The following is a 26,598-nucleotide window of genomic DNA, read 5'->3' as shown; positions in this document are numbered from 1 at the left end:
GGCGACAAGCTCGGTTCCATGACCGAGAGCTTCCACCGCAGTGGCGAGTACGAGAACCCTTACGAGGGTCAGCAGCAGGCCCCGGTGAACCCCGAGTGGCCGCCCCCGCCGGCGTACGCCCCGGCACATGCTCCGCATCCGAAGAAGCGCGGCCGTGGCCCGTTCGCCCTGATCGCCGCCGTGGCGATCGTCGCGGCGGCGATAGGCGGCGGCACTGCATACGGCATCCAGGAACTGACCGGCAACGACACCGTCGCCTCCAGCTCCACCAGCACCACCGTGGTGCCCTCCAGCCAGAAGGGCACGGTCGCCGGGGTCGCGAAGGCGGTCAGCCCCAGCATCGTCGAGATCAGCGCCGATTCCAACGCCGGGTCCTCGACCGGCTCCGGTGTGATCATCACGAGCGGCGGCGAGATCGTCACCAACAACCACGTCGTCGCCGGTGCCTCGCAGATCAAGGCGACCACCAGTGACGGCAAGTCGTACACCGCGAAGGTGGTCGGCACCGACAGCAAGAAGGACCTGGCGCTGATCAAGCTGGAGAACGCATCCGGTCTGAAGGCGGCCACGCTCGGTGACTCGGCCGGGCTCCAGGTCGGCGACCAGGTCGTGGCGATCGGCTCCCCCGAGGGGTTGTCCGGCACCGTGACCAGCGGCATCATCTCGGCCCTCGACCGTGACGTCACCGTCCCGACCGAGGAGGGCCAGGACCAGGGCCAGCAGCAGTGGGGGCAGGGCCAGGGGCAGGACGGCGACCAGTGGCCGTTCGAGTTCGGCGGGCGCCAGTTCAACGGCGACACCGGGTCCGACACGACGACGTACAAGGCACTCCAGACCGACGCGTCCCTCAACCCGGGCAACTCCGGCGGCGCGCTGATCGACATGAACGGCAACATCATCGGGATCAACTCCGCGATGTACTCGCCGACGAGCCAGGCCTCCTCGTCCTCCGACGCGGGCAGCGTCGGCCTGGGCTTCGCCATTCCGATCAACACCGTCAAGGCGGACCTGGCGAAGCTGCGGGCGGGTTCGACCGACTGAGTCCGAGCACCTGGCAGCGAGGAGTACGGCGATGATCCAGCAGGTTGTGCACACGGAGCCGGGCGGCAAAGACCCGGCGGCGATCGGGCCGGCCCTGGCGGTGGCGTGCGCCCTGCACGCACCGTCGGGCCGGGCGGCGGAGGTGGCGCCGGCCACGGCGGCGCGTCGGACGAGCCGGTCCGCGAGGGCGCGACGCCGGGCGACGCGAGGCTGACGCCGCCCCCCACCGGGCCGACGCTCCCCCCGCCACCGCCCGTCACCGCCCACCACCGGGCCGGCGCTCCCCCCGCCACCGCCCGCCGGCGTGCGACGCTGAGAGCGTCAGAGCAGCAGCACCCCCGTCCCCCTTCACCCCCCGAGGACCCCCGACCCATGAGCCCCGCAGAAGGCGACCGTGACCCGCAGCGCATCCTGATCGTCGACGACGAGCCGGCCGTACGCGAAGCGCTCCAGCGCAGCCTCGCGTTCGAGGGGTACGGGACCGAGGTCGCCGTCGACGGCGCGGACGCGCTGGAGAAGGCGGCGGCCTACCGGCCCGACCTGGTCGTCCTCGACATCCAGATGCCGCGCATGGACGGTCTGACAGCGGCGCGCCGCATCCGTGCCACCGGCGACACCACGCCGATCCTGATGCTCACGGCCCGCGACACGGTCGGCGACCGGGTCACCGGCCTCGACGCGGGCGCCGACGACTACCTGGTCAAGCCGTTCGAACTCGACGAACTCTTCGCCCGCATCCGCGCGCTGCTGCGCCGCAGCACCTACGCGACGGCCGTGGGCGCGACCGCCGCGGCCGACGAGGACGCCCTCACCTTCGCCGACCTGCGCATGGACCTGTCCACGCGCGAGGTCACCCGGGGCGGCCGCCAAGTGGAGCTGACCAGGACGGAGTTCACGCTCCTGGAGATGTTCATGGCGCACCCGCGCCAGGTCCTCACCCGCGAGCAGATCCTCAAGGCCGTCTGGGGCTTCGACTTCGAGCCGTCGTCGAACTCCCTCGACGTGTACGTGATGTACCTGCGGCGCAAGACCGAGGCGGGCGGGGAGCCGCGCCTGGTCCACACGGTCCGGGGCGTCGGTTACGTGCTGCGGCAGGGCGGCGCGGAGTGAGTTCCCGGACGCGCAGGGCCGTACGGCGTTTCCGCTCCCTGCCGATCCGCTCCCGACTGGCCCTGCTGGTGGCGGCGGCGGTGGCGTTCGCCGTGGCGGCGGTGTCGGTGACCTGCTGGTTCATCGTGCAGGGGAAGTTGTACGACGAGATCGACAACGACCTGAGGTCGTCGGTCGGGCCGCTACGTTCGGACGACTTCCAGCGCCTCACGCAAGACTGCCGTCAGACGCCTACCGACGAGCTGGGCATGGGGTCGCGGCCCAAGAGCTATGGGCAGTTGGTCGAGGTCGACGGCAACGTGTGCCTTTTCCCGAGCTCCACGGCACAAGTGCAGGTCAGCGGCGATGACAAGGCGGTGGCCGGGGATCCCGACCCGAACCAGGGCCATATCCGTGACGGCACCGACAACGAGGGCAACAAGCTGCGCGTCCTGACCACCGCGGTAGTCATCAAGGACGGACCCCTGACGCAGGGGGTGGCCGCCGACTACTCCCTCGTCATCGCCCTGCCGCTCAAGGGAACACAGTCCACGCTCAACGAGCTGGCGCTGATCCTCCTGCTGGTCTCCGGCGTGGGAGTGCTCGGCGCAGGAGCCGCCGGCCTGGCCGTCGCCCGGGCCGGGCTGCGGCCCGTCGACAAACTGACCGAGGCCGTCGAGCACGTGGCCCGCACGGAGGACCTGAACATCCGCATCCCCGTGGAGGACGCCAGCGAGGACGAGATCGCCCGCCTGTCCCACTCCTTCAACTCCATGACCTCGGCCCTGGCCAGCTCCCGTGACCTCCAGCAGCAACTGATCGCGGACGCCGGCCATGAACTCCGCACTCCGCTCACCTCTCTCCGCACCAACATCGAGCTCCTCACCCGCAGCGAGGAAACGGGCCGCCCCATCCCCGAGGCGGACCGCAAGGCGCTGCTCGCGTCGGTGAAGGCGCAGATGACGGAACTGGCCACGCTCATCGGCGACCTTCAGGAACTGTCCCGCCCGGACCCCGGCCAGCACTCGGAGCGGACTCAGATCGTGGCCTGGCAGGACACGGTGGAGTCGGCGCTGCGGCGAGCGCGGCTGCGCGGACCGGAACTGACGATCACGGCGGACGTCGAGCCCTGGTTCGTCCGCGCGGAACCCTCCGCCCTGGAACGGGCGGTGGTCAACATCCTGGACAACGCGGTGAAGTTCAGCCCGGAGGGCGGCCTGATCGAGGTCCGCCTGACCGAGGGCGTCCTCACGGTCCGCGACCACGGCCCGGGCATCCCCGCCGACGAACTCCCCTACGTCTTCGACCGCTTCTGGCGCTCCCCCGGCGCCCGCGCCCTGCCGGGCTCGGGCCTGGGCCTGTCGATCGTGGCCCGGACGGTCCAGCAGGCGGGCGGCGAGGTGTCGCTGGCCCGGGCGGACGGGGGAGGCACGGTGGCGACGGTACGACTGCCGGGGGCGGCGGTGCCTCCGCCGGAGAATCCCCCTACTTCTTGACGCAGGCGAGGAACGACGCCCAGGGGCTCGCGCCGAACACGAGTATCGGGCCGTCGGGGCGCTTGCTGTCGCGGACGGGGACCATGCCGGAGTGGCCGTCGGCGACCTCCAGGCAGTTTGTGCCGCCCCCGTCGCTGTAGGACGACTTGCGCCACGCGGCGGCAGTGAGGTCAGGGGCTCGGTTCATTCTCTGCACTCCTCTAGAAGGCGCTTGATGAACGCCGTCGACTCCACGGGAGTCAGCGCCGCGTCCCTGACGCGATCGTAGGACAAACGGAAGCGCAGGACCTTGTCCGCTTCCGTGATCAACTCACCGAAGCCGTTGCCCTCTGTCCAGGCGACTGGATCACCAACGCGCTGCCAGAAGAGCCAGAGGTGGCTGTCCATGAGGTCGTGCACCCCGGCCGCGAAGGGCAGTACCTGGATCGCGATGTTCGGCAGCTCGGCCGCATCCAGGAGGTGTGACAACTGCTCCGCCCACACCTTCGCGTCAGGGACAGGCCGCCGCAGAGCGACCTCGTCAAGGATCACGCGTAGGTCCGGCGCCGACTCACGGTAGAGCAGTTCCTGCCGCCCCACCCGCGCAGCCACCTGTTCCTCGACCTCTTCACTGTTGCCAGCCGTTGTCTGGGCGCCAGACAACCCTGACAACACCGCCCGGGCGTAGTCCTCGGTCTGCAAGAGACCCGGCACGCGCAGCTGGAACATCCACATGATCTGTGCCGTCGCCTCAAGATCCATGAACGCCTTGTACTTGTCCTGATGACCTCCCTGCGCGCCTCCCGCCACTCACGAACCAGCAGGTCACCGCACCCGTAGTAACTGTCCAGGTCCTCCATGACCGCCAGCTTGGACAGTCGCTCGCCCGACTCCAGGCGGCTCAAGTAGCTCTTGTCGTAGCCGGTGTCCTCGGCCAACTGGCCGAGCGACTTGCCCTCCTTCTCCCGCAGAAACCTCAGCGTCCGCCCCAGCACGACCCGTCCCCCGTCAACCACTTCGCCCACGTCACCCCTCACCGTTGCCTGGAGCGCCAGGCAACACCTGGCCTCTTCCGCAGCGTACGGGCGAGCCGTAACCATGGAGGCACGAACGGTAATCACCGCTCGTCAAACCCCCTGCCTGCCTCCCGGAAGGGACACCCATGCGCCTGCGCCTGCGCGCCGCCGAGCTCTGCGAGTCACTGCTCCTCACCCTCGTACGGCTCCTGTTGCCCGCCCGAGGGCGACATCGAGCCGTCGCGCCCTCCCGGCCACGGCCGTTGCCCCCGCCCGCACGCCCCCTCCCGCCGGAGCCCCTCGAAATCGACACCCCGCTCGTCCGGCCCTACCTCCGCGCCCTGGAGGTCTACGCATGAGGCTGCTCCCCTGGACCGGGGCCGACGGCAAACCCTGTTACCTCTCCACCGACGACCCCGACAGCCTGCTCTCCCGGCTCGCCGACGACGTCGAGGCCGCTCAGCTCGGGTCCGCCGAGACCGTGCTCGCCGGTGCCAGAGCCGTACTGCACGACCCCAAGGCCGGTGAACATGCTGTGCGTTGCGCGTTGGCGCGGGCCGTGGAGTCCCTCGGCGAGGTGCTGCGGATCGCTGTCGGTCGCGGCGACGGCACCCGATAAGGCAGGACATACACCCCGCGCACCTGTCGATGTCCTGTCATACCCATCAGTAGCGCACACTCCTGCCGCTGTTCTGACATCTTCATCGCCGTCACAGAACGACAAGCAGGAGTGAGCCCCCCACATGCGTCTCATTCGCACGTCAACTGTCAGGAAAATCGGCGCTGTTGCCGCCTCCACCGCCCTCGCCGTGACCGGTCTGCTGGCCGGCGCGGGGACCGCCTCGGCCGGGCCCGCCGGGGCGACGAACATCCGGGGTGTCGACCCCGGGGACACCGACCGGATGATCGAGCGGCTCTGTAGCCAGGAGACGAGCCTGACGGGCGTGTACGGCGCCCTGAACGTCGACACCGGCGAGTTCAAGACCCGGGACGAGTACCTGCGGGACGTCTTCGGGCTGTGGAAGCCGGCCGGGCCGTGGGAGCTGTTCCGCGGCTGGTGCGGGTACGCCGAGGCCTCGACCTGGTCGATCAAGGGCGACACCGTCCGCACGTCCCGCTGGATCGGGAACAAGGGGTCCGCCGACGACAAGGAGACCTTCGTCAGCAGCTACAGCACCAAGACGTTCGCGAAGAAGAGCGTCGGCGGCAGCATCAGCCTCTCCCTCGCCAAGAGCATCTTCAGCGGAACCGTGGGCGGCAGCGCCGGCTACGAGTGGGGCTGGGAGAAGGAGTCCCGGTTCGAGACCCGGAGCGAGAAGACCATTCCGCCGTGCCGGCAGGTCGCCGTGACCTGGACGCCGTACCAGCGCGTGGTGCGCGTGAACCCGGTCTTCCACGTCGAGGACTACGAGTGGAACAAGGGCGACGGCGACCGGACCGTGCACAGCTGGCGGGACCGGGGCTACCAGACCGTCTACTCGCACGGCTACTACATCGACGGCATCTCCGACAAGCTCCTGCCCAGCGGTCAGCCCGACGGCCGTGAGGACAAGATCGAGGAGAAGCTCGACCCCGCGTCCTGCACCGCATAGGACGCCTGCACCGGCAACCTTTCCGTGTGGGGCGGCGACTGATCAGCGGTCATTCCCCCACACGGAACGGATCGCCGTATGAGTGAGCCGCGCAGCAAGGCCCAGCACCGTCGTCGCAGAAGCCGCACCGCCCTGGCGGTCGGGGTCCCCCTGGCCCTGACCGCCGCCGGTACCTTCGCCTACGGCACCGACCTCGGCGTCCTCGGCAGCAGCGTCCAGGAGGCCTCCGCCGCCGCACCCGCCTGGGCGGCCGACACCGCCGACGGGTTCGCCTCCGTCAACTCCCTCGGGCAGAACGGGACGTACGGCGGCCGGGGCGGGAAGACCGTCACCGTCAAGACGCTCGCCGATCTGGAGAAGTACGCGACCGCGGCCGAGCCCTACGTCATCGTCGTCGCCGGCACCATCACGATGAACCCCGTCGGCAAAGAGATCAAGGTCAAGTCCGACAAGACCATCGTGGGGCAGGGGACCGCCGGGCACATCGTCGGCGGCGGGTTCTTCCTCGGCCAGGGCGTGCACAACGTGATCATCCGGAACCTGACCATCCGGGACGCGTACCAGGGGATCTGGAACGACAAGGACCACGACTTCGACGCGATCCAGATGGACGGCGCCCACCACGTGTGGATCGACCACAACGACCTGCGGCACATGGCCGACGGGCTCATCGACGTCCGCAAGGACTCGACGAACGTCACCGTCTCCTGGAACAAGCTGAGCGACAACAACAAGACCTTCGGCATCGGCTGGACCGAGAACGTCAAGACCGACATCACGATCCACCACAACTGGATCCGCGAGACCGAGCAGCGCAACCCGTCCACCGACAACGCCGCCCACGCCCACCTCTACAACAACTTCCTGGAGGACGCGCCGGGCACCGCCATCACGTCGGCGTACGGGAACTACTCGCGCGGCGGCACGAAGATGGTGCTGGAGAACTCCCTCTTCCAGGGCGTCAAGAACCCCGTCATCAAGGACAGCGGGGCCGCCGTCGTCCAGCGCGGCAACTCCTTCTCCGGCACCAGCGGTCGCAACGAGAGCGGCGGGAGCGCCTTCGACCCGAAGACGTACTACCCCTACACCCTCGACAAGGCCACCGACCTCCCGTCGGTCCTCAAGGCCGGCGCCGGGCCCCGCGCCTCCATCGGCACGACCGCCGCCGCAACCAAGGCCGCCGTTGCCACCACCCTCACCGTCGCCCAGGACGGCAGCGGCCAGTACCGCACCGTGCAGGCCGCCGTGAACGCCGTACCGGCGAACAACCCCGCGCGGGTCGTGATCGCCGTGAAGCCGGGGACGTACCGGGAACTGGTGAAGGTGCCCTCCAACAAGCCGCACGTCACCATCCGGGGCACCGGCGGCAGCCGCAAGGACACGACGATCGTCTACAACAACGCGTCGGGCACGCCGAAGCCCGGCGGCGGGACCTACGGCACCGGCGGCAGCGCGACCGTCGCCGTCGAGGCCGACGACTTCCAGGCGCGCAACCTGACCATCTCCAACGACTTCGACGAGAAGGCGAACCAGAACATCAAGGACCAGCAGGCCGTCGCCCTGCGGACCGCCGCCGACAAGGTGTTCCTCGACGGGATCATCGTCAGCGGGGACCAGGACACCCTGCTGCTCGACACCGCGTCGAAGGACCGCCTCGGCCGGGTCTACGTCAGCAACTCCTACGTCATCGGCAACGTCGACTTCATCTTCGGCCGGGCCACGGCCGTCGTCGACAAGTCCGTCATCACGCTGAAGAAGCGCTGGAACGGCACCTCGGCCGGGTACATCACCGCACCGAGCACCGCGGCGAACCGCAAGGGCATCCTGATCGCCAACTCCACCGTGAACGGCGACGTCTCGGCCGGGACCTTCTACCTCGGCCGGCCCTGGCACGCGGGCGGGGACGCGTCCCTCGATCCGCAGACCACCGTCCGCAACACCAACCTCAGTGCCGCGATCAGGTCCACGCCGTGGACCGACATGAGCGGCTTCTCCTGGAAGGACGACCGGTTCGCCGAGTACGGCAACTACGGCGCCGGCGCGGGCAAGGCGAGCGCCGACCGGCCCCACCTGAGTGACGCGCAGGCCGCGAACCAGGAGGTCGGGGACTGGCTCGCGGGCTGGACGCCTTCGGCGTCCTGAGCGGCTCCCTTCCGGGTCCGGCTGACGAGCGGCGCCGGACCCGGAAGGGTCACCATGCCCAGGGGCTACTGCTTCCAGGCGTAGTGCAGCCGGTCCAGGCCGCTCTGGTTGTTCACCGTCAGGCTGAGGTTCGTGCCCGTGCCCTGGAGCGTGGTGAGGGAGTAGGTGTCACCGTTGCGCAGGCCGGGCCAGTAGACCGAGCCGAGGCCCAGTTCCCGGATGGTGTCGGTCGCGGCCTGGATGTAGGCGATCTCGTTGGAGGTGCCCACCGGGCCGTTGTAGTCCAGGCCGGTGGTCATCGAGGCGCCGAACTCGTCGAGGATCGTGCGGGAGGCGCAGTCGCCGATGCGGCTCTTGAAGTCGGCCTTCCACTGGTCGACGCTGGTCCAGTCGGTGTGCCAGAAGCCGTAGTTGTGCAGGGCCAGGCGCGTGCCCTTCAGGCGCGGGTCGGCGCAGACCGGCTTGACGTCCTCGCTGTACTTGTACCCGCCGATCAGGATCCGGTCGCGGGGGATGAAGCGGTGGGTGCTCACCCACTTCGCCGCGATGTCCGTCCATTCCTGTGCGGTGTAGCCGAACGGCTCGTTCATCGGCTCGAAGTACACCTTGGAGTTGCCGGCGTAGGCGGTGGTGATCCGGGCCCACATCCGGTCCCAGGAGGCCTGGTCGTCGATCTTGCCGTCCTTGGCGTTGTCGGCCTCCCAGTAGCCCAGGATGACCTTGAAGCCCTTGGCGGTGGCGGCGTCGATCGCGCCCCGGTACGACTTCCAGAACGGGCCGTTGACCGAGGTCGGGTTGACCGGGAGGCGGACGGTGTTGGCGCCGAGCTTGGAGAACCCGCCGATGATCGCCTTGGACTTGGCGTAGGTGGTCGCGTAGCTGTCGGAGGTGGACAGGCCCGAGGGCACGACCGCGTCGTCGGCGTAGTTGTCGCGCGGGTCGGCCCAGTTGACGCCCTTGAAGTCGCTGACGGGCGGCGGGGTGGCGGGGCGGTGGGCGGGAGAGGCGGCGGCGGGGGAGGCGAGTGCTCCACCGAATGCCGTGACGCAGGCCAGCAGCGCCCCCACGCACGCTGTTCCGCGATGGGTCTTGTGAGACACGACATCCCCTTCTGAGCATGTGCGAAGGTGAGCAGCCCACAGACGGACCGCTCAGTGGAGCACGAAACTAGAAGGAGACTCGAACAGAGGTCAACACATCAGCACATAAAGTTTCACCCAGGGCTCCGGGACGGGCCGTTCCTCAGCCGCCCACCGTCAGCCCCGAGCCCGACAGCCGCACCCGGATGCCGTCCTCCTCCACCCGTACGTCCTCCAGCTTCACGTCCCCCTGCTCCGGCTTCGGCAGTTCGAACGCCAGGGCCAGCCGGTCGGCCAGGACCGGGCGGGTCAGGCCCGACAACTCATTCAGGAGGCCGGGGTCGAGACCCAGGCGCTTGAGCACTTCGGGGTTGTTCAGGGCGAGGTCGATGAGGTTCAGGCTCTCGGCCTGCCGGGCGAAGCGCGGAGAGCCGGTCAGTTCGGCGAGCTTGCCGTCGTCGGCCAGGGCCTCGTTCACCGTCGCCTCGGGCACGCCCATGCGCCGCACGATGGCCGGCACCGACAGCAGCGCCTTGGCCTTCTGCGTCTCCCGGGCCAGGTCGGCGGAGGCCTTGGGTGTCAGGTGCAGGCCTTCCGAGGCGCGCTTGCCGGGGCGGTAGGTGGCCAGGTTCCCGATGTCCAGCCGCATGCCGCCGATCTCCGTGGCGATGCCCCGCTCCCCCTGCCGCTGGATCCGGGCCTCGGCCCGCAGCTTCAGGTCGTGCCCGGCGACCGGCAGGGTGCCGTGCGCCCGCACCCGGTCCCGGCCCTCGCCGGTGAACGTCACCTGGGAAGCGCCCAGTTCGCGGTTGAGGTCCTCGAAGGACAGCATGACGTCCCCGTCGAACCGGGGGACGTCGGCGCCGCGCACGGAGGTCAGGCCGTCGGCGTTGAGCGTCACGTCGTGGGCCGTGGCCGACACCTTCGCCAGCGAGACCCGGTCCGCCGCGACGTCCGGGACGGTCACCTTCACCGACTCCAGCCGCTTGTCGGCGAGTTGGGTGAGGAAGGGAAAGCCGCCGATCTCCACCTCGGGCGCGGCGGCCAGGTCCAGGCGGTCCTTGAGGGTGTCCGCGGCCCGGTGCTCGGCGTACAGCACGGCCCAGCGGTCGCCGAGAGCGGCGAACGAGGCGAGGACGACGAGGCCGACGACCGCCTTCACGGCGAGCGGCAGTCCGGCGAAACGATTCTTTCGGCGTCGGCCGCCGCGGCGGTGGTCGGGCGGCGACCACTCCGGCTCCGGCTCGTGCCGCTGCTCGGCGTCCTCGCCGAGGAAGTCCTCCAGAGGGGTCGCCTCCAGAGGCCCGTCGTCGAGTGCGCCGAGTTCCTCGTAGGGGTTGCGGGGCTGCTCGGAGCGGTCGTCGGGATGATGCGTGTCCATGCGGTGGGGGGTGCGCATCGTCTCATCCGACCATGCGCACCGCCCCGTCCCGCAACTCGAACCCGCGGTATGCGACTTACTTCACGATCGTGATGCGGTCCGCCTTGGGCGGTGCGATCGGGGTCGCGGCCGAGGAGTTGGCCGTCAGGTACTGCTCCAGCGCGGTCAGGTCGTCGGAGCCGACGACGTCGTTCGTGCCCTGGCCGAGGGTCGGGAAGCCGTCGCCGCCGCCCGCGAGGAAGCTGTTCGTCGCGACACGGTAGGTGGCCGCCGGGTCGATGGCCGAGCCGTTCAGCCTGATGCTGTCCGTGACCACCCGGTCGGCACCGGACTTGGTGAGGTCCAGCGTGTAGGTCAGACCGGAGGAGACCTGGAGGACCTTCGGCGCCGCCGCGTTGGGGCCGGTCACCTGCTCCTTGAGCACCTGGATCAGCTGCGCGCCCGTGAAGTCCTGGAGATTCACGGTGTTGGCGAACGGCTGGACGGTGAAGCCCTCGGCGTAGGTGACGACGCCGTCGCCCTCGGCGGCCTTGGCCGGGTACGTCAGGGGCGCCCGGATACCGCCCGGGTTCATCAGCGCCAGGTCCGTCTCCGGGTCGAGCTGCTTGCCGTGGGCGAGCTGGGCGTCGGCGATGAGGTCACCGAGCGGGGACTCGGTACCGGTGTTGCCGATGTCGCCGGAGATCCAGCCGATCGGCTTGTTGCCGATGGGCGCGGCCAGCGTGTTCCACTTGCTGATCAGCTCGGTCATGTCGGGCGCCTTGGGGACGTCCCGGGTGACCACGCGGTTCGCCGACTTCACGGCCGTACGGGCGATGTCGCCGGTCCTGCGGTCGTAGGTCAGCGTGGTGTCGGTGTAGAGGCGGCCGAAGGACGCGGCCGAGGTGACCATGCGGGGCTTGCCCGCCGGGTCGGCGATGCTGCACACGTACGCGTTGTGGGTGTGGCCGGTGACCAGCGCGTCGACCTGCGGCGTGACGTTCTTCGCGATGTCGACGATCGGGCCGGAGATGCCGTCGCCCGCACCCGGGGAGTCACAGTCGTAGTTGTACGACGTCGACGCCGGGAAGCCGCCCTCGTGGATGAGCGCGACGATCGACTTCACGCCCTGCTTCTGGAGCACCTTGGCGTACTTGTTGATCGTCTCGGTCTCGTCCTTGAAGGACAGGCCCTTGACGCCCTCGGCGGAGACGATGTCCGGGGTGCCCTCCAGGGTCACGCCGATGAAGCCCACCTTGACGCCGTTCTTCTTCCACACCCAGTAGGGCTTGAGGATCGGCTTCTTCGTCTTCTCGTCGAGGACGTTGGCGGCCAGGTAGGGGAAGTCGGCGCCCTTGAACTTCTTGTCCGTGTAGCAGCCGTCCTTCGGGTGGCAGCCGCCGTTCTGGAGGCGGGCCAGTTCCCTGGCGCCCTCGTCGAACTCGTGGTTGCCGACCGAGGTGACGTCGAGGTCGAGCTTGTTCAGCGCCTCGATGGTCGGCTCGTCGTGGAACAGCCCGGAGATCAGCGGGGAGGCGCCGACCATGTCGCCGCCGGCGGCCGTGATGGAGTACTTCTCGCCCTTGCGGGCCTGGCGCAGGTGCGTGGCGAGGTACTCGACACCACCGGCGTCGATGGTCTTCGTCGTGCCGTCGTGCTGGTGCTCGGTGACCCGGCCGGACGAGCCCGCCGGCGGCTCCAGGTTGCCGTGCAGGTCGTTGAAGGACAGCAGCTGCACGTCCTGGTAGCGGCCGGGCCAGTGACCGCCCTTGCGGTGGTCCTCGCCCGCGGTCGCCGACCCCGGCAGCCCCGCGGCGGCCAGCGCGCCGACGGTGACGACACCGGCGGCGAGAGCGACGAAACGGTTCGTACGACGTCTCCGGCGCTCCGGATGCGCTGGTGAAGTGGCTGGCATACGCCCCCCTGTGGGTCTGCTGGGACAGTGATGTCGTCCGGCGCAGCCTAGAGTCAACGCGCGTAGCGCGACAGGCCTTTCCGGGTTACGACCTGGTTGCTTCTTTGCCGCCGTTTTGCCGGTGGCGCCCCGTACCCTCGTACGCATGACCAGCGACGACACCGTACGGCCAGGCCACCCCCGCTCGATCGAGACCCTTGCCGCGCTCTCCGCGGAGCAGACCGAGGCCGTGCTCGGACTGCTCGACGAGGCGGCCCGGACCGACGGGCAGCAGGCGGTGTCCGAACAGGGCCGGTTGCAGTTGCGCGGCGGCGAGCGCGAGGGCGTGTCCCATCTGCTGCTCACCGCCGGCGGGGAACTTGTCGGTTATGCCCAGTTGGAGGACACGGACCCGGTGGAGCCGCCCGCCGCCGAGCTGGTGGTGCACCCCGGCCACCGCGGGCACGGGCACGGACGCGCGCTCGGCTCGGCTTTGCTGGCCGCGTCCGGCAAGCGACTGCGGGTGTGGGCGCACGGCGGGCACTCCGCCGCCCGGCACCTCGCGCAGGTCCTCGGACTCACCCTGTTCCGTGAACTGCGCCAGATGCGAAGGCCGTTGACCGGCTTCGACGCTCCCGAGCCGGTGCTTCCCGAGGGTGTCACCGTGCGGACCTTCGAGCCCGGCCGGGACGACGCGGCCTGGCTCGCGGTGAACGCCGCCGCCTTCGCCCACCACCCCGAGCAGGGCTCCCTCACCCAGCGCGACCTCGACGACCGCAAGGCCGAGCCGTGGTTCGACCCGGCGGGGTTCTTCCTGGCCTTCCGCGGCGACGAACTCGTGGGCTTCCACTGGACCAAGGTGCACGCCGAGGAGGGCCTGGGCGAGGTGTACGTCCTCGGTGTGGGGCCGGGCGCGCAGGGCGGCGGCCTCGGCAAGTCCCTGACCACGATCGGGCTGCGGCACCTGGCGGGGCAGGGGCTGCCGACGGCGATGCTGTACGTCGACGCCGACAACAAGGCGGCGGTGTCGGTGTACGAGCGGCTGGGCTTCACCACGCACGAGGTGGACCTGATGTACCGGACGGAGACCTGAGCCGTGCTCCCGGCGCGTGATCTGAGCGTCCGCCCCGCCGCCGAGGCCGACCTGCCCGACCTCGTGCGCCTGCGCGACGACGCCGCCCGCCGGCTGTTGGCCCGTGGTGTCACCGGGCAGTGGCGGCCGGGGGAGCTGGACGAGGACCACTTCCGCCGGGTCCTGGCGCACGGCGAGGTCTGGCTCGCGGAAGCCGGCGGGCGTCTCGCGGGTGCCTGGGAGCTGTGGTGGGAGGACGAGGACGCCTGGGGCCCGCAGCCGCCCGTGGCCGGGTACGTGCACCGGCTGATGGTGGACCGGACCGTCACCGCGCCCGGGACGGGCCGGCTGCTGCTGGACGCCGCCGAGCGCCGGGTGGCCGAGGCGGGGCGCACCCGGGTGCGCCTGGACTGCCTCGCGGGCAACGCGCAGCTCAACGCCTATTACGCCGACGCCGGTTACCGCGTCGTGGGACACAAGGCGGGCAAACCGCAGCCGGGCGGGCCGCCCAAGTCCTTCACGCTGATGGAGAAGCGGCTCCGCTAGGGGGCTTCTGACGGATCTCCGCGGAGGAAGGAGCGGCGTTCGGTGCGTGTTCTCGGCGCGCCGGACGGAAGGTCTCGTAGCGGAGCTACTAGGCCTTTCGTCCGGTGCGGCGAGAGCGCGTGCCGGGCGTCGCGACGCCGCGGAGATCCGTCAGAAGCCCCCTAGGTGGGCCTTGCGCCCAGGACGGCCGCCAGAGCTCGCCCTCCGGCGGTCGCGGCCGGGTCGCCACCAGGTGGTCGCGCAGGGCCGACAGGCCGGGATGCGGGTTGTCCGTGCGCCACAGCAGCGAGTGCGGGTAGACCGGGACCGGGTCCACGAGCGGGACGAGCCGCAGGTCGTGGGTGACCGGCCAGACGTGCGGGGTGCGTTCGCTGAGGAAGGTCGCCACGGTCGCGGACCCGGCGATCGTGTCGAGGAGCGCCTCCAGGCCGAAGTTGGGCCCGATGGTGTCGATGGCCGGACCGAAGGCCGCGGCCAGTTCCTCGTAGTAGGCGTGCCACTCGGTCCCGGGCACGTTGCCCGGCATCCAGATCCGGTGTCCGGCGAGCTGCCCGGTCGTCACCTTGTCGGCCCGGGCGAAGGGATGGCCGGGGCCGACGCACAGCCGCAGCGGCTCGTCGAGGACCGGGGTGGCCGCGATGCCGTCGGGGAGCCGCTGCCCGGGCATGGTGACGGCCCGGAAGGTGGCGTCGACGGCCCCGTCCCGCAGGGCCGTCACGGCCGTCTCGACGTCGAACAGCGTGACGACGTCCAGGGCGATCTCCGGGTGCGCCCGGTGGAAGTGCTGCACCAGTCCGCCGGTGGCGGCCCGGCGTCCCACGACGTCCACCCGCAGCGCCCGGTCCCCGGGCCGGACGGCGGCCGTCGCCCGCTCCTCGGCGCCGAGCAGGACGCGGGCGTGCGGCAGCAGGGCCTGCCCGTCGATGGTGAGTTCCGCCCCGCGCGGCGTACGGACCAGCAGCCGCACGCCGAGGTCCTTCTCCAGCGCGGCGATCCGCTTGGAGACGGCCTGCTGGGTGAGCGCCAGGTCCACGGCGGCCTTCTGGAACTGCCCGGAGTCGGCGATCGCGACGAAGGCCCGTACGGCTTTGAGGTCCACGAGGGGCAGCGTAGCCGCACAACGGGTGGTTGTCGCAGGGGCCGGTGAACCCCATGAGGAAGCCCGACGTACCCTTCTTGCACAACCACTCGGAGTACTAGAGCCGGAACCGCCGCCGCACCGGCTCCACCGCGCACACCGCGCCGAGGACCACGGCCCCGGCCAGGACCACGCCCCACCGGTCGTGCGCCGCGGCCCAGCGCTCGTCCTGCACCGGCACGAACAGGGCCCAGCGGCCGGGCAGGAACAGCATGGCCAGGACGGACGTGGCCAACAGTCCGCCCGAGACCGGCAGTCCGGGCCGGGTGACCTCGCTGAAGCGCAGCGCGGCCGCCGCGCCGGTCACCGCCAGGACGAAGGCGGCTCCGGCCTCCACCGTGATGTCACCGACCGGGGGCCGCGCCCCCGGCGGCACGAGCAGCAGGGCCACCGTCCACCAGGCCGCCGCGGCCGGGACGGTCAGGGCGACGCGCAGGGCGACGCGGACCGGGCGCGGGGTCGGCACGGCGGCCGTGGTGTGCCGGGCCGGGTCGTCCAGGAGGAAGGCCAGGCCCACCGCGAAGGCGAGGATCGCGGCCCGCAGCAGGTACAGGGAGAGTCCTTCCGCCGTCTCGCCGGTCCGGGTCAGCGCGGCGAGCAGCAGCCCCGCCGCCCCGGCCGCGCCGACCGTGCCCCACGGCAGCGTCCGGTGGACGGGGCGCACCAGCTGCCGGGTCAGGAGAGGCACTTGTCGTCCCCCTCGGGCGCGGGCAGGCCCAGCAGCCCGGCGGCCCGGGCCGCGGTGATCTTCGGTGCGGTGAGTTCGTCCCACCGGTCCTTGACCCGTGCGCCGGCCTCGGCCCGGGGCAGGTCGAGCAGCGCGCGCAGCACCTCGGTCTGGGCCTCGGTCATGTACAGCCCGTTCGTGGGCTGGAGCACGGAGTCGGAGCCGGTCACGGTGTCGTTGAGGCGGACCCGGCGCAGCGCGTCGAGCGGGTCGGACTCCCAGCCGACGGCCAGCCACATGAGGGGCACGACGCGGCCGTCGCAGATCGAGGTGGCGGCCTCCTCGTCGCCCGCGATCAGCACACCGGCCACGGCGGCCGAGAACTCGGGGACGCGGTTGCCGCCCCACTGGGTGCCCACCGTCACCTCGTACGGGCGCTTCAGCGGCTCCAGAGCGGCGTCGCCGGAGAGGCCGTAGCGCGCGTCGACCCGTTGCCGTACGACGACGTCCTGCTCGTGGGCGCCGCCCCCGGCCAGGGAGCGGACGCGGTCCACCACCCTGGCCCAGTCACCCACGCGGGGCTCCCACTCGGGAAACGCGCAGTACGTGGATCCGTCCCGCCGTACGCAGGACTGCACCTGCTCGGGGTGGACCGAGGCCCGTTCACGCGCCCTGACCAGCTCGGGGGAGTCGCCCGCCGACTGGGCCACCCCGCCGGCCAGCGTCATGGCCAGCGCCCCGGCGACACCGGCGAACACGGCCGGCTTGCGGCCGCCGGCCACGAGCAGCGCCAGCAGGCCGACGCTCAGCGCCAGCCCGGCCAGGTACAGGGCGTGCCAGGCGGCGGGCCGTCCCATCAGGTCCGACGGCAGGGTGTTGGGGGTCGCTTCCTCGACTGCCGGCAGCAGCCACCTCGCCCCGTAGTCCATGCCCGAGAAGAAGAGGAACAGGAACAGGAACAGCACCACCAGCAGCGGCGCGGCGAGAGCGGACCGCACCAGCCCCGCCACGAGCAGCCCGACCAGTCCGAACAGCAGCACCGTCAGCGGCCCGACGAGCAGTTCGGCCACCGAGCCGTGCCCGATCGCCCCGGGGCGCAGCGCCTCCCGGCCGAACTGCGCGGCCACGCACACGGCGGTGACCAGGGCCGCCGCCACGACTGACAGGGCATGGGCGGCCGTACGCCGCCACGCCGGGAGGACCAGCACCGTGAGGAGCTGTTCCGTGCCGTGCCGCCGGGAGCGCAGCGCGGCCTGGTTGACGGACAGCAGGACCGCGAGGCCGACGAGCATCGGCGCGCTCTGGGTGGCCCGGTCGGCGTCCTGGAGGGCCGGATAGTCGCCCCAGGCCCGGCCGGCGCGCCACACGGTCCAGCCGAGGTACACGGCGAAGGCGAGGAGCACCGGGATCCGGGTCAGCAGCCGGCGGGACTCGAACAGGGCCAGGGCGAGTACGGCCTTGAAGGACCCGCCGGGTTCGTGCCGTGTCCCGGACGCGGCCGGCTTCTCCACGACTGTGGTCATGCCGCCACCTCCGTTCCGGCGCCGTCGAGGGTGAGCAGGTAGCCGTCCTCCAGAGTGGGTTCGAGGAGTCGGGCCCCGGCCGGCGGGTCGCCGACGTTCCGGAAGGAGCCGGTGCCCGTGCGCCATCCCGCCTTCGCGCCCGGGTCCCGCTCGGTGCTGCTCCACACGCGCCCAGCGGCTCGCGCGGTCAGCTCGGCCGGGGTGCCCTCGAACCGGACCCGGCCACGGGCCATGACGATCACGCGGTGGCAGAGCATCGCCACGTCCTCCGTCTGGTGGGTGGACAGCAGCACCGTCCGTCCCTCCCCCGCTCCGGCGATCAACTCCCGGAACCGCATGCGCTGTTCGGGGTCCAGGCCCACGGTCGGCTCGTCGAGGACCAGGAATCCGGGGTCGCCGACCAGGGCGGCTGCCAGGGCCACGCGCTGCCGCATCCCGCCGGACAGCTTGCGGATGCGCTTGCCCCGTACGTCCGCCAGGCCGGCCTCGTCGAGGACCCGCCGCACCTCGCGGTGCCTGACGCCCCGGTCGGTCATCTCCTTGAGGATCGCCACGTAGTCGACGAACTCGAAGGCGGTGAAGTCCGGGTGGAAGCCCGGCGTCTGCGGCAGATAGCCCAGCCGCCGCCGCACCTCCTGCCGGCCGCGGGCGGTGGCCGGGTCGTGCCCGAGCACGGTGAAGGCGCCCCGGTCGGCGGGCAGGGCCGTGGCGAGCACCCGCAGCAGCGTGGTCTTGCCGGCGCCGTTGGGGCCGAGCAGCCCGGTCACGCCGGCGGTCAGGCGCAGCGACACGTCGTCGAGGGCCCGGGTGCCGCCGTAGCGGAGGCTCAGCCCGGAGGCGGACACGGTCGGGGTCATGCGGCACGTCCCTGGAAGAGGTCGAATCGGTCACGGAGCAGGAAGAGCAGCCCGGCGGAGAGCGCGGCGACCACCGCCGCGACGCCCTGCCCGGCAGCGGTGAACGGCGCGAGCGGCACGTCCGCCCCCGCCCGCAGCGCGTCGGCCGCCAGCAGCAGCCCGGCCCACGCCCCGCCCACCAGGGACGGCGCGAGCACCGGCCCCAGCCGGGGCATCAGCGCGAGCCCGGTCGCCGTCAGCGCCAGCCCGGGCAGCAGCCAGGCCAGCGCCCGCAGCCCGTAGGCGGGCAGGGCGAGGGTCGCCAGGCCGTTCAGCGCGAGCACGACGGCGAGCACGGCCACCGTCCGGATCATCAGCAGCCGGAACCCGTGCATCGGCGCGACGACGGCCATCTCGTACGTCGGGTCCAGTGCGGGCCCGTACGACAGCGCCACACCCGCCAGCGGGAGCAACGGCGCCAGGGCCAGGAAGAGCGTGGGGAACTCCCCGGTGCGCACGGAGTGCCCGGCCGCGACGCTCAGGAGCAGCACGGCGACGACGGCCGCGAGCCAGGACCGCCGCAGCACCGGCGTCGCCGCCAGCAGCCGCGCGGTGTGCCCGGCCACGCCGATCCGCAGGAGCAGCTTCTCCAGAAGCCCCGTCCGGGGCGCGTCCAGCTCGGCGTCGAGCCGTTCCCACCCGGCATCGAGGGCGACCGGGTCGCCGACCTCGGCCAGCGTCCCGCGGCACCGGGCGCAGGAGGTCAGATGCGCGTCGGCGGACCAGAGCGCGGGAGCCGCCAACTCCCCCCGGGCGTAGGCCCGCAGGTCCTCTTCCGGCACGTGCCAGCTCATGCCAACGCCTCCCTCAGCTGCTTGCGGGCCCGCATCGCCCGCGTCTTGACCGTCCCGGGCGGTATGCCGAGCAGCACCGCCGCCTCACGGGTGGTCAGCCCGTCGATGACGGTCGCCTGCAACACCGCCCGCAGCTCCGGCGACAGCCGGACCAGCGCTCCGGCGAGGTCCCCGTGCTCCACCCCCGCGAGCACGCGTTCCTCCGCCGACGCCTCGTCCCGGTGCCGCAGCCTCGCCAGGGCCTGTCGCAGCCGCCCCCGGGCCCCGTCGCCGCGCAGCGCGTCCACCAGCCGCCGCGACGCGATGCGCCACAGCCACCCGGCCGCGTCCGCGGAACCGGCCTCCTCCCGGTGGCGGGCCTTGCCCCGCCAGATCGCGAGGAACGTCTCCTGCACGACGTCGTCGACGACCCCGAGGTCGGCGCACCGCCCCCGCAACCGGGCCCGGAGCCACGGCGCGTAGCGCCGGTACAGCTCCTCGAAGGCACGCCGGTCGGCGTCCGCGGCTATGGCCCGCAGCAGCTCCCCGTCGCTTCTCTTATCGCTCACGTCTCCTCATCGGACGGCCCGGCCCGAACGGTTCACGACAGCACGCTTGACTTTGCCGATCCGCTCCACCACCCTTTCACTACTTCATTAGTGAAAGGGTGGTTCAAGCAGTGGTCGAGTACCGCATCGACCGGCGCAGCGGCGTGGCCACCTACGTCCAGATCGTCCAGCAGACCAAGCAGGCCCTGCGCCTGGGCCTGCTGGAGCCGGGCGACAGACTCCCCACGGCCCGCGAGGTCGTGGAGGCCACCGCCATCAACCCCAACACGGTCCTGAAGGCCTACCGGGAACTGGAGCGCGAGGGCCTGGTCGAGGCCCGCCGCGGACTCGGCACGTTCGTCCGCAAGTCCCTGGGCGCGGCTCCCGCCGACTCCCCCCTCCGCACGGAGCTGGACGCCTGGGCGGTCCGGGCCCGCGCGGCCGGTCTGGAGCGCGACGACGTGGCCGCCCTCTTCACTTCCGTACTCGACGCGCACTTCGCAGACTCCAAGGGGGACGCATGACCGACACCGCCATCGAGGCGGCGGCACTGGGCAGGAGGTTCGGGCGCCGCCGCAAGCCGGCCCTGGACGGCTGCTCCTTCCGCATACCGAGGGGCCGCGTGTGCGCCGTCGTCGGCCCGAACGGCGCCGGCAAGTCCACCCTGCTCGCCCTGGCGGCCGGGCTGCTGCGGCCCACCGACGGCTCGATCACCGTGCTCGGCCAGGCCCCGGCGGCATCCCGCGAGCGCCTCGCCCACGTCGCGCAGAACAAGCCCCTGTACCCCCAGCTCACCATCACCGGCACCCTGCGCCTGGGCCGCGACCTCAACCCCCGCCGCTGGGACGCCGAGGCAGCCGAGCGGATCGTCGCGGAGGGCGACCTCGACCCGGGTGCGAGGATCCGCTCCCTCTCCGGCGGCCAGCGCACCCGTGTGGCACTCGCCCTGGCTCTCGGCAAGCGCCCCGACCTGCTGCTCCTGGACGAGCCGATGGCCGACCTCGACCCCCTCGCCCGGCACCAGCTGATGGCCGCGCTCATGGCCGACGCCGCCGACCGCGGCACCACGGTTGTCATGTCCTCGCACGTGGTGGCGGAGCTGGAGGGCTCCTGCGACCACCTGCTGCTGCTCGGCGGCGGCCGCGTCCGTCTCGCCGGACCGCTGGACGACCTGCTCGCCGCCCACACCCTGGTCACCGGCCGGGCCGGCGACGCCCTGGATCCGCACACCGTGGTCGAGTCCCGCACCACCGGCCGCCAGCTGACCGCCCTGGTCCGGCCCGCGGGTCCCCTCGGCGACGGGGTCCGGGGCGACCGCCCCTCCCTGGAGGAGGTCGTCCTGGCGCACCTGCGCTCCCCCGAGGCCCCGCCGCTCCTGCTCGACCAGCGGGAGGCCGCCGTATGAGCGCCGCGACCGTCGGGTCACCCGCCGCCCGGCGCTTCCCGGAGCCGCGCGGCCTGTTCCTGGCCGTGCTCCGGGTACACCGCTCCGCCCTGCTGTTCTGGCTGGGACTGGTGGCGGTGGCCGCCGGGGCGCTGCTGTGGGCGCTCGGGCCGGGGGCGGACAGCGCCTGGGCGGAGTACCGGGCGTCGGGCTGCGGCGGGGACAGCCCCGGCCTCGGGTGTGATCTCCCCGGGCCCGCGCACGGCCGGTACGAGACCGTCGTGGCGTGCGCCTCCGGGCTCCTCGCCGTCCTGCCCGTGCTCACCGGGGCCTGGGCGGGCGGTGCGCTCATCGGCCGCGAGCTGGAGAGCGGCACCGCCCGGCTGGCCTGGACCCAGTCGGTCACCCCGGCCCGCTGGCTGGCCGCCAAGCTCGCCGTCCCGGCCCTGCTGCTCGTGACGGGCACGCTCGCGATCACCCTGCTGCACCGGACGCTGTGGGCGTCCGACAGCCATGTGACCCGCTCCGTGGGCTGGCACGAGTGGCATGACGACAGCGTCTTCGAAGCCAACGGCACCCTCGCCACCGCCCAGCCCCTCGCCGCCCTCGCCCTCGGCGTCCTGGCCGGCCTGGTGGTGGGCCGGGCGCTGCCCGCCCTCGCCGCCGCGGCCCTGGCCGTCACGGCGCTCATCTACGTGCTCGACGAAGTGCGCCCGCACCTGTGGCCGACGCCCCCCGGGACACCCGTCCTGATGCACGAGCACCCGGCCTCCCACTTCTGGCCCCTCCAGCTCGTGGAGACCGGCATCGTCCTGGCCGTCGCCGCCCTGGCGACCGCCGCCTCGTTCGCCCTGCTGCGCCGCCGCACGGGAGCGGCCGCATGACCGCCCTCGGCACGGCCCCGGCGCCCGCGGGCCGCCCGGGCGGCCTGGTCCGTACGGTCGCGCGCACGCACCGCACGGCCCTCGCCCTGGCGCTCCTGCTCCTGGCCGCCGCGACGACCGCGCTGATCTGGCTGCACTCCCTCGGGGACGAGGCCCGGGCCGGGAACAGCGCCTGCGCCACACCCCCGACCGACCGGCTGCCGTCCTGCGCGGCCGTCGAGGCGATCACCGTCGACGAGACGTACGCGAGCGGCCTCTCGGTGATCGCCACCGTGCTGTCCTGGGCGATGTTCCCGGTGGCCGCCTGGGCCGGCGGCGCCCTCATCGGCCGCGAGCTGGAGAGCGGCACCGCCCGGCTGGCCTGGACCCAGTCGGTCACCCCGGCCCGCTGGCTGGCCGCCGAGCTCGCCGTCCCGGCCGCGCTGCTCACCGCCGGCGCGGGCGCACTCGTCGCGGTGAACGTCTGGGCGCGCGGGGACGGCAACCCGAACCTGGCCGGCGACTGGTACTACCCGGACGTGTTCGTGTCGACCGGCCCGGTGGCCGTGGCCTACGCCCTGGCCGGCCTCGCCCTCGGGGCCCTGGCCGGACTGGTGTGGCGCCGGGCCCTGCCCGCCGCGGGAGTGGCCCTCGCGGCCTCCCTGCTCCTGCACGGCCTCCTGGAACGACACCGCGAGGACCTCTGGCCGGTGGTCACCCGCACCGAGGCCGGCGGCTTCGAACTGCCCCGCTCCGCCCTCCAGGTGTCCTGGGCCGACTCCCCCGTGAACGGCGTCCCGGTCACCCGGGCGACCTTCCACCCGGAGTCCCACTTCTGGCCGCTTCAGTACGTGGAGACCGGCCTGCTCCTGGCCGTGGCCGCCACCGCGACGGCCGCCGCCTTCGTCCTGCTGGCCCGCCGCCTCCCCTGAACCGGTCCGCGCGTCCTTCCACGGGGGGATGGACGCGCGGACCGCCCGTGGACCCCTCGCGAGCCGCCCCCCGGTGTCCCGCACGTCATGTCTCCGTAACCATTGATTCAGACGGGCTTGCGAAGCTCGGCCAATGAATCCCGCCGTGCCAGAGCCTTCCCCGCCCCGTGAGGGTCCCGAGGGAAACGGGAGCACTCATGTGGCACCCCCGCTCCCGCCCGCGCTGTCCGACGCGCCCGTGATGCTCGCGGCGCGGAAGAATGGGTCCATGAGCCAGCCGAACACCCAGGCACAGGTCCAGCACGCGCAGCCCTCCGTGGGCTCCATCGCAGCCCACCGCCCCCACACGGTGGCAGCGGCGGTCTCCGATCTGGAACCGGACATCGACGCCGACCTCGACGCGTACGAGGAGTCGCCGTACGACGGGCCCCAGCTGCCGCAGGGCCGCTTCCTCGACCGGGAGCGCAGTTGGCTCGCGTTCAACGAGCGCGTGCTCGAACTCGCCGAGGACCCGAACACGCCCCTGCTGGAGCGGGCCAACTTCCTGGCGATCTTCGCCAGCAACCTGGACGAGTTCTTCATGGTCCGGGTGGCCGGTCTGAAGCGCCGCATCGCCACCGGCGTGGCCACCCGCTCCGCCTCCGGCCTCCAGCCCCGCGAGGTGCTGGAGATGATCTGGGCCCGCTCGCGGGAACTCATGGCCCGGCACGCCGCCTGCTACCACGAGGACGTCGCCCCCGCACTCGCGGAGGAGGGCATCCACCTGGTCCGCTGGAACGAGTTGCAGGAGAAGGAGCAGGCCCGCCTGTTCACGCTGTTCCGGCACCAGATCTTCCCCGTGCTGACCCCGCTGGCGGTCGACCCGGCGCACCCCTTCCCGTACATCTCCGGCCTGTCGCTGAACCTGGCCGTCGTCGTGCGCAACCCGGTCACGGGCCACAAGCACTTCGCCCGGGTGAAGGTGCCGCCGCTGCTGTCCCGCTTCCTGGAGAGCTCCCCGGGCCGCTACGTCCCCATCGAGGACGTCATCGCCGCCCACCTGGAGGAGCTGTTCCCGGGCATGGAGGTCCTGGAGCACCACGCCTTCCGCCTCACCCGCAACGAGGACCTGGAGGTCGAGGAGGACGACGCCGAGAACCTCCTCCAGGCGCTGGAGAAGGAGCTCATGCGGCGCCGCTTCGGCCCGCCGGTGCGCCTGGAGGTCGAGGAGTCCATCGACCGCGAGGTCCTGGACCTGCTGGTGCGCGAGCTGAAGATCAGCGAGGCCGAGGTGTACCCGCTGCCGGGCCCGCTGGACCTCACGGGCCTGTTCCGGATCGCCTCCCTGGACCGGCCGGAGCTGAAGTACCGCAAGTTCGTCGCCGGCACCCACCGGGACCTCGCCGAGGTCGAGTCGGCGTCCGCGCCGGACATCTTCGCCGCGCTGCGCGAGCGGGACGTGCTGCTGCACCACCCGTACGACTCGTTCTCCACCTCCGTCCAGGCCTTCCTGGAGCAGGCGGCCGGCGACCCGGACGTCCTCGCGATCAAGCAGACGCTGTACCGCACCTCCGGTGACTCCCCGATAGTCGACGCGCTCATCGAGGCCGCCGAGACCGGCAAGCAGGTGCTGGTCCTGGTCGAGATCAAGGCCCGCTTCGACGAGCACGCCAACATCAAGTGGGCCCGCAAACTGGAGGAGGCCGGCTGCCACGTGGTCTACGGCCTGGTCGGCCTGAAGACCCACTGCAAGCTGTCGCTGGTGGTCCGCCAGGAGGGCGAGACGCTCCGCCGCTACAGCCACGTCGGCACCGGCAACTACCACCCGAAGACGGCCCGCCTCTACGAGGACCTCGGCCTGCTCACGGCCGACCCGCAGGTCGGCGCCGACCTCTCGGACCTCTTCAACCGCCTGTCCGGCTACTCGCGCCGGGAGACCTACCGCCGGCTGCTCGTGGCGCCCAAGTCGCTGCGCGACGGCCTGGTCTCGCGGATCACCAAGGAAGTCCAGCACCACCGCGCGGGGCGGCCCGCGTACGTCCGCATCAAGGTCAACTCGATGGTCGACGAGGCCGTCATCGACGCCTGCTACCGCGCGGCCCAGGCGGGCGTGCCGGTGGACATCTGGGTGCGCGGCATCTGCGCGGTGCGCCCGGGCGTGGCGGGCCTGTCGGAGAACATCCGGGTCCGCTCGATCCTCGGCCGTTTCCTGGAGCACTCCCGGGTTTTCGCCTTCGGCAACGGCGGCGAGCCCGAGGTGTGGTTCGGCAGCGCCGACATGATGCACCGCAACCTCGACCGCCGGATAGAGGCCCTCGTCCGGGTCACCGACCCGGCCCACCGGGCGGCCCTGAACCGGCTGCTGGAGACCGGCATGTCCGACTCCACCGCCTCCTGGCACCTCGGCCCGGACGGCGACTGGACCCGGCATGCGACCGACGCGGACGGACAACCCCTGCGCAACGTCCAGGAGATGCTCATAGACGCCCGGAGGCGCCGGCGTGGCACAGCAACACCTTGACCCGACCGATCCCCGGTCCAGGCACGCCGGGCCCGCCCCCACCGGTGACGCCCTCGCGGGCTACCTGCGGGCCCAGGCCACGGAGTTCCTCCGCGCGCTGCGCCTGCACCGGAAGACGGGGTCGGGGCCCAACGGCTCGGAGGGGTCCGCCGAGGCGGCCCGCGCCCTGCGCCGCTCGGCCCGCCGCATCAGCGCCAGCCTGCACACCTTCCAGCCCCTCCTCGACTCGGACTGGTGCGAGGCGATGCGCCCCGAACTGGCCTGGGTGTCGGGGACGCTGGCGATGGAGCACGCGTACACGGCCCGACTGGAACGGCTGTTGGCGGCCCTGCACCGCCTGTCGGGCTCGGCGGCGTTCCCGGCCCAGGCGAGTGCACGGGCAGCGGCGGCACCGCCCGCCAAGGCCGGTGCGCCCGCCCAGGAACGCGGCAACCTGACGGTGGGGGCGGCCAAGGCGGGGGCCCTGCTCGACCGGCAGCTGACGCTCGCCCGCACCCGGGCCCACTCCACGGCCCTTCAGGCCCTGGGCAGCAGCCGCTTCCACGCCGTCGCGGACAAGGTCGCGGTGCTGGCCAGCGAGGTCCCGCTCGCCAAGACCGCCGGCACCACCGACCTGCGCCCCCTCTCCACCGCGGCCCAGGACCGTCTCGCCGACGCCGTGACCGCGCTGCCCCTCGTCGTCGCGGGACACCCGTACAACGCCGCGGCCCTCGTCCACGGCCTGTCCCCGGACACCGTCCCGCACCCGCAGGACGCGCCGTGGCACCAGGTCCGTCTGCTGCTGCGCCTGCACCGCTACGCCCGCGAGGCCCTCAGCGGCCCCCAGGGCAACGCCGTGGTCGACCTGCGGCTGCTCGCCGCCGGCCAGGCCCTGAACCGGCACCGCGACGCCTCGGAGGCGTCGGCGTCGGCGGCCCAGGCCGCCCGCACCCCGCGCATCGCACCGGCCACGGCCTACGCCCTCGGCGTGCTCCACGCCGACCAGCGGCACGAGGTGGAGGCGGCGCGTTTCGCGTTCCAGCAGGCCTGGCAGAAGGAGACCGTCGGCGCGTCATGACCGGGCCCGGC

25 protein-coding genes and 1 pseudogene are annotated in these 26,598 nt (G+C 72.1%); 15 read left to right on the top strand and 11 right to left on the bottom strand.

Annotated features, from left to right (window positions below; translation table 11 throughout):
* The first annotated feature begins 18 nt into the window (after positions 1-18).
* The 3 genes from AB0E85_RS17810 (at position 19) to AB0E85_RS17800 (ending at position 3,626) form a co-directional block, all read left to right on the top strand.
* The gene (locus AB0E85_RS17810) at positions 19-1,041 is read left to right on the top strand and encodes a trypsin-like peptidase domain-containing protein (protein ID WP_361927723.1); all 1,023 of its coding nucleotides are present in this window, start codon (positions 19-21) and stop codon (positions 1,039-1,041) included.
* Between the two features lie 372 nt (positions 1,042-1,413).
* A complete protein-coding gene (locus AB0E85_RS17805; protein ID WP_361927721.1) occupies positions 1,414-2,151 on the top strand; it encodes a response regulator transcription factor in 738 nt (245 codons plus the stop codon).
* Positions 2,148-3,626 carry a HAMP domain-containing sensor histidine kinase gene (locus AB0E85_RS17800; RefSeq protein ID WP_361927718.1) on the top strand — a complete coding sequence of 493 codons (1,479 nt, stop codon included), beginning with the start codon at positions 2,148-2,150 and terminating at the stop codon, positions 3,624-3,626. The genes AB0E85_RS17805 and AB0E85_RS17800 overlap by 4 nt, the downstream gene beginning before the upstream one ends.
* Here AB0E85_RS17800 and AB0E85_RS17795 read toward each other — a convergent pair.
* Both AB0E85_RS17795 and AB0E85_RS17790 read right to left on the bottom strand, forming a co-directional pair.
* Positions 3,616-3,813: a DUF397 domain-containing protein gene (locus AB0E85_RS17795; RefSeq protein WP_361927715.1), complete on the bottom strand. Its 198-nt coding sequence runs from the start codon at positions 3,811-3,813 to the stop codon at positions 3,616-3,618. The genes AB0E85_RS17800 and AB0E85_RS17795 overlap by 11 nt on opposite strands.
* A pseudogene (locus tag AB0E85_RS17790) lies at positions 3,810-4,630 on the bottom strand (helix-turn-helix transcriptional regulator). Before AB0E85_RS17790 ends, AB0E85_RS17795 begins: the two are co-directional and overlap by 4 nt.
* 137 nt (positions 4,631-4,767) lie before the next feature.
* Between AB0E85_RS17790 and AB0E85_RS17785 the strand changes: the two are divergent.
* The 4 genes from AB0E85_RS17785 to AB0E85_RS17770 all read left to right on the top strand — a co-directional run bounded on the left by AB0E85_RS17785 (position 4,768) and on the right by AB0E85_RS17770 (position 8,355).
* Positions 4,768-4,980 carry a hypothetical protein gene (locus tag AB0E85_RS17785; RefSeq protein WP_361927713.1) on the top strand — a complete coding sequence of 71 codons (213 nt, stop codon included), beginning with the start codon at positions 4,768-4,770 and terminating at the stop codon, positions 4,978-4,980.
* Positions 4,977-5,240, top strand: a complete 264-nt coding sequence (locus AB0E85_RS17780; RefSeq protein ID WP_361927711.1) for a hypothetical protein — start codon at positions 4,977-4,979, stop codon at positions 5,238-5,240. The genes AB0E85_RS17785 and AB0E85_RS17780 overlap by 4 nt, the downstream gene beginning before the upstream one ends.
* 124 nt (positions 5,241-5,364) lie before the next feature.
* Positions 5,365-6,213, top strand: a complete 849-nt coding sequence (locus AB0E85_RS17775) for a hypothetical protein (RefSeq protein ID WP_361927708.1) — start codon at positions 5,365-5,367, stop codon at positions 6,211-6,213.
* A gap of 78 nt (positions 6,214-6,291) precedes the next feature.
* A complete protein-coding gene (locus tag AB0E85_RS17770; protein ID WP_361927706.1) occupies positions 6,292-8,355 on the top strand; it encodes a pectinesterase family protein in 2,064 nt (687 codons plus the stop codon).
* A 65-nt stretch (positions 8,356-8,420) separates the two neighbouring features.
* Here AB0E85_RS17770 and AB0E85_RS17765 read toward each other — a convergent pair whose 3' ends face one another.
* The 3 genes from AB0E85_RS17765 to AB0E85_RS17755 form a co-directional block, all read right to left on the bottom strand.
* A complete protein-coding gene (locus AB0E85_RS17765) occupies positions 8,421-9,455 on the bottom strand; it encodes a cellulase family glycosylhydrolase (protein WP_361927704.1) in 1,035 nt (344 codons plus the stop codon).
* Positions 9,456-9,597: 142 nt separating this feature from the next.
* The gene (locus tag AB0E85_RS17760; protein ID WP_361927701.1) at positions 9,598-10,833 is read right to left on the bottom strand and encodes a DUF2993 domain-containing protein; all 1,236 of its coding nucleotides are present in this window, start codon (positions 10,831-10,833) and stop codon (positions 9,598-9,600) included.
* 58 nt (positions 10,834-10,891) lie between these two features.
* On the bottom strand, positions 10,892-12,709 hold the full coding sequence (locus AB0E85_RS17755) for a bifunctional metallophosphatase/5'-nucleotidase (RefSeq protein ID WP_361927699.1): 1,818 nt from the start codon (positions 12,707-12,709) through the stop codon (positions 10,892-10,894).
* Between the two features lie 145 nt (positions 12,710-12,854).
* Here AB0E85_RS17755 and mshD point away from each other — a divergent pair, with 145 nt between their 5' ends.
* Both mshD and AB0E85_RS17745 read left to right on the top strand, forming a co-directional pair.
* Positions 12,855-13,781, top strand: coding sequence for a mycothiol synthase (gene mshD / locus AB0E85_RS17750; protein ID WP_361927697.1), 927 nt, complete (start codon positions 12,855-12,857; stop codon positions 13,779-13,781).
* Positions 13,782-13,784: 3 nt separating this feature from the next.
* Positions 13,785-14,306 (top strand): GNAT family N-acetyltransferase, encoded by a 522-nt coding sequence (locus tag AB0E85_RS17745; protein ID WP_361927694.1) that lies wholly within the window; start codon positions 13,785-13,787, stop codon positions 14,304-14,306.
* An 88-nt stretch (positions 14,307-14,394) separates the two neighbouring features.
* Here AB0E85_RS17745 and AB0E85_RS17740 read toward each other — a convergent pair whose 3' ends face one another.
* The 6 genes from AB0E85_RS17740 to AB0E85_RS17715 all read right to left on the bottom strand — a co-directional run bounded on the left by AB0E85_RS17740 (position 14,395) and on the right by AB0E85_RS17715 (position 19,872).
* Complete coding sequence (locus AB0E85_RS17740; RefSeq protein WP_361927691.1) at positions 14,395-15,405, bottom strand: LysR family transcriptional regulator; 1,011 nt, start codon at positions 15,403-15,405, stop codon at positions 14,395-14,397.
* 97 nt (positions 15,406-15,502) lie between these two features.
* A complete protein-coding gene (locus AB0E85_RS17735; protein ID WP_361927688.1) occupies positions 15,503-16,132 on the bottom strand; it encodes an ABC transporter in 630 nt (209 codons plus the stop codon).
* On the bottom strand, positions 16,120-17,634 hold the full coding sequence (locus AB0E85_RS17730; RefSeq protein WP_361927681.1) for an ABC transporter permease: 1,515 nt from the start codon (positions 17,632-17,634) through the stop codon (positions 16,120-16,122). Before AB0E85_RS17730 ends, AB0E85_RS17735 begins: the two co-directional genes overlap by 13 nt.
* Complete coding sequence (locus AB0E85_RS17725) at positions 17,631-18,491, bottom strand: ABC transporter ATP-binding protein (RefSeq protein ID WP_361927678.1); 861 nt, start codon at positions 18,489-18,491, stop codon at positions 17,631-17,633. Before AB0E85_RS17725 ends, AB0E85_RS17730 begins: the two co-directional genes overlap by 4 nt.
* Positions 18,488-19,324, bottom strand: a complete 837-nt coding sequence (locus AB0E85_RS17720) for a zf-HC2 domain-containing protein (protein ID WP_361927675.1) — start codon at positions 19,322-19,324, stop codon at positions 18,488-18,490. Before AB0E85_RS17720 ends, AB0E85_RS17725 begins: the two co-directional genes overlap by 4 nt.
* Positions 19,321-19,872, bottom strand: coding sequence for an RNA polymerase sigma factor (locus tag AB0E85_RS17715; RefSeq protein ID WP_361927673.1), 552 nt, complete (start codon positions 19,870-19,872; stop codon positions 19,321-19,323). The genes AB0E85_RS17720 and AB0E85_RS17715 overlap by 4 nt, the downstream gene beginning before the upstream one ends.
* A 110-nt stretch (positions 19,873-19,982) precedes the next feature.
* On the opposite strand from AB0E85_RS17715, the gene AB0E85_RS17710 reads away from it, so the two are divergent.
* The 6 genes from AB0E85_RS17710 to AB0E85_RS17685 all read left to right on the top strand — a co-directional run bounded on the left by AB0E85_RS17710 (position 19,983) and on the right by AB0E85_RS17685 (position 26,587).
* Positions 19,983-20,375 carry a GntR family transcriptional regulator gene (locus AB0E85_RS17710; RefSeq protein ID WP_361927915.1) on the top strand — a complete coding sequence of 131 codons (393 nt, stop codon included), beginning with the start codon at positions 19,983-19,985 and terminating at the stop codon, positions 20,373-20,375.
* A complete protein-coding gene (locus AB0E85_RS17705; RefSeq protein WP_361927671.1) occupies positions 20,372-21,256 on the top strand; it encodes an ABC transporter ATP-binding protein in 885 nt (294 codons plus the stop codon). Before AB0E85_RS17710 ends, AB0E85_RS17705 begins: the two co-directional genes overlap by 4 nt.
* Positions 21,253-22,119 (top strand): ABC transporter permease, encoded by an 867-nt coding sequence (locus AB0E85_RS17700; protein WP_361927669.1) that lies wholly within the window; start codon positions 21,253-21,255, stop codon positions 22,117-22,119. The genes AB0E85_RS17705 and AB0E85_RS17700 overlap by 4 nt, the downstream gene beginning before the upstream one ends.
* Complete coding sequence (locus AB0E85_RS17695; protein ID WP_361927666.1) at positions 22,116-23,030, top strand: hypothetical protein; 915 nt, start codon at positions 22,116-22,118, stop codon at positions 23,028-23,030. The genes AB0E85_RS17700 and AB0E85_RS17695 overlap by 4 nt, the downstream gene beginning before the upstream one ends.
* Positions 23,031-23,298: 268 nt before the next feature.
* Complete coding sequence (locus AB0E85_RS17690; protein ID WP_361927664.1) at positions 23,299-25,530, top strand: RNA degradosome polyphosphate kinase; 2,232 nt, start codon at positions 23,299-23,301, stop codon at positions 25,528-25,530.
* Positions 25,511-26,587, top strand: coding sequence for a CHAD domain-containing protein (locus AB0E85_RS17685; protein ID WP_361927661.1), 1,077 nt, complete (start codon positions 25,511-25,513; stop codon positions 26,585-26,587). The genes AB0E85_RS17690 and AB0E85_RS17685 overlap by 20 nt, the downstream gene beginning before the upstream one ends.
* Positions 26,588-26,598: the final 11 nt, after the last annotated feature.

Origin of the sequence: Streptomyces sp. NPDC029044 (assembly GCF_040637495.1) — a bacterium.
Classification (GTDB): domain Bacteria; phylum Actinomycetota; class Actinomycetes; order Streptomycetales; family Streptomycetaceae; genus Streptomyces.
The sequence above is the reverse complement of the archived record's forward strand: the minus strand, read 5'-3'. Positions and strand labels throughout refer to the sequence as shown.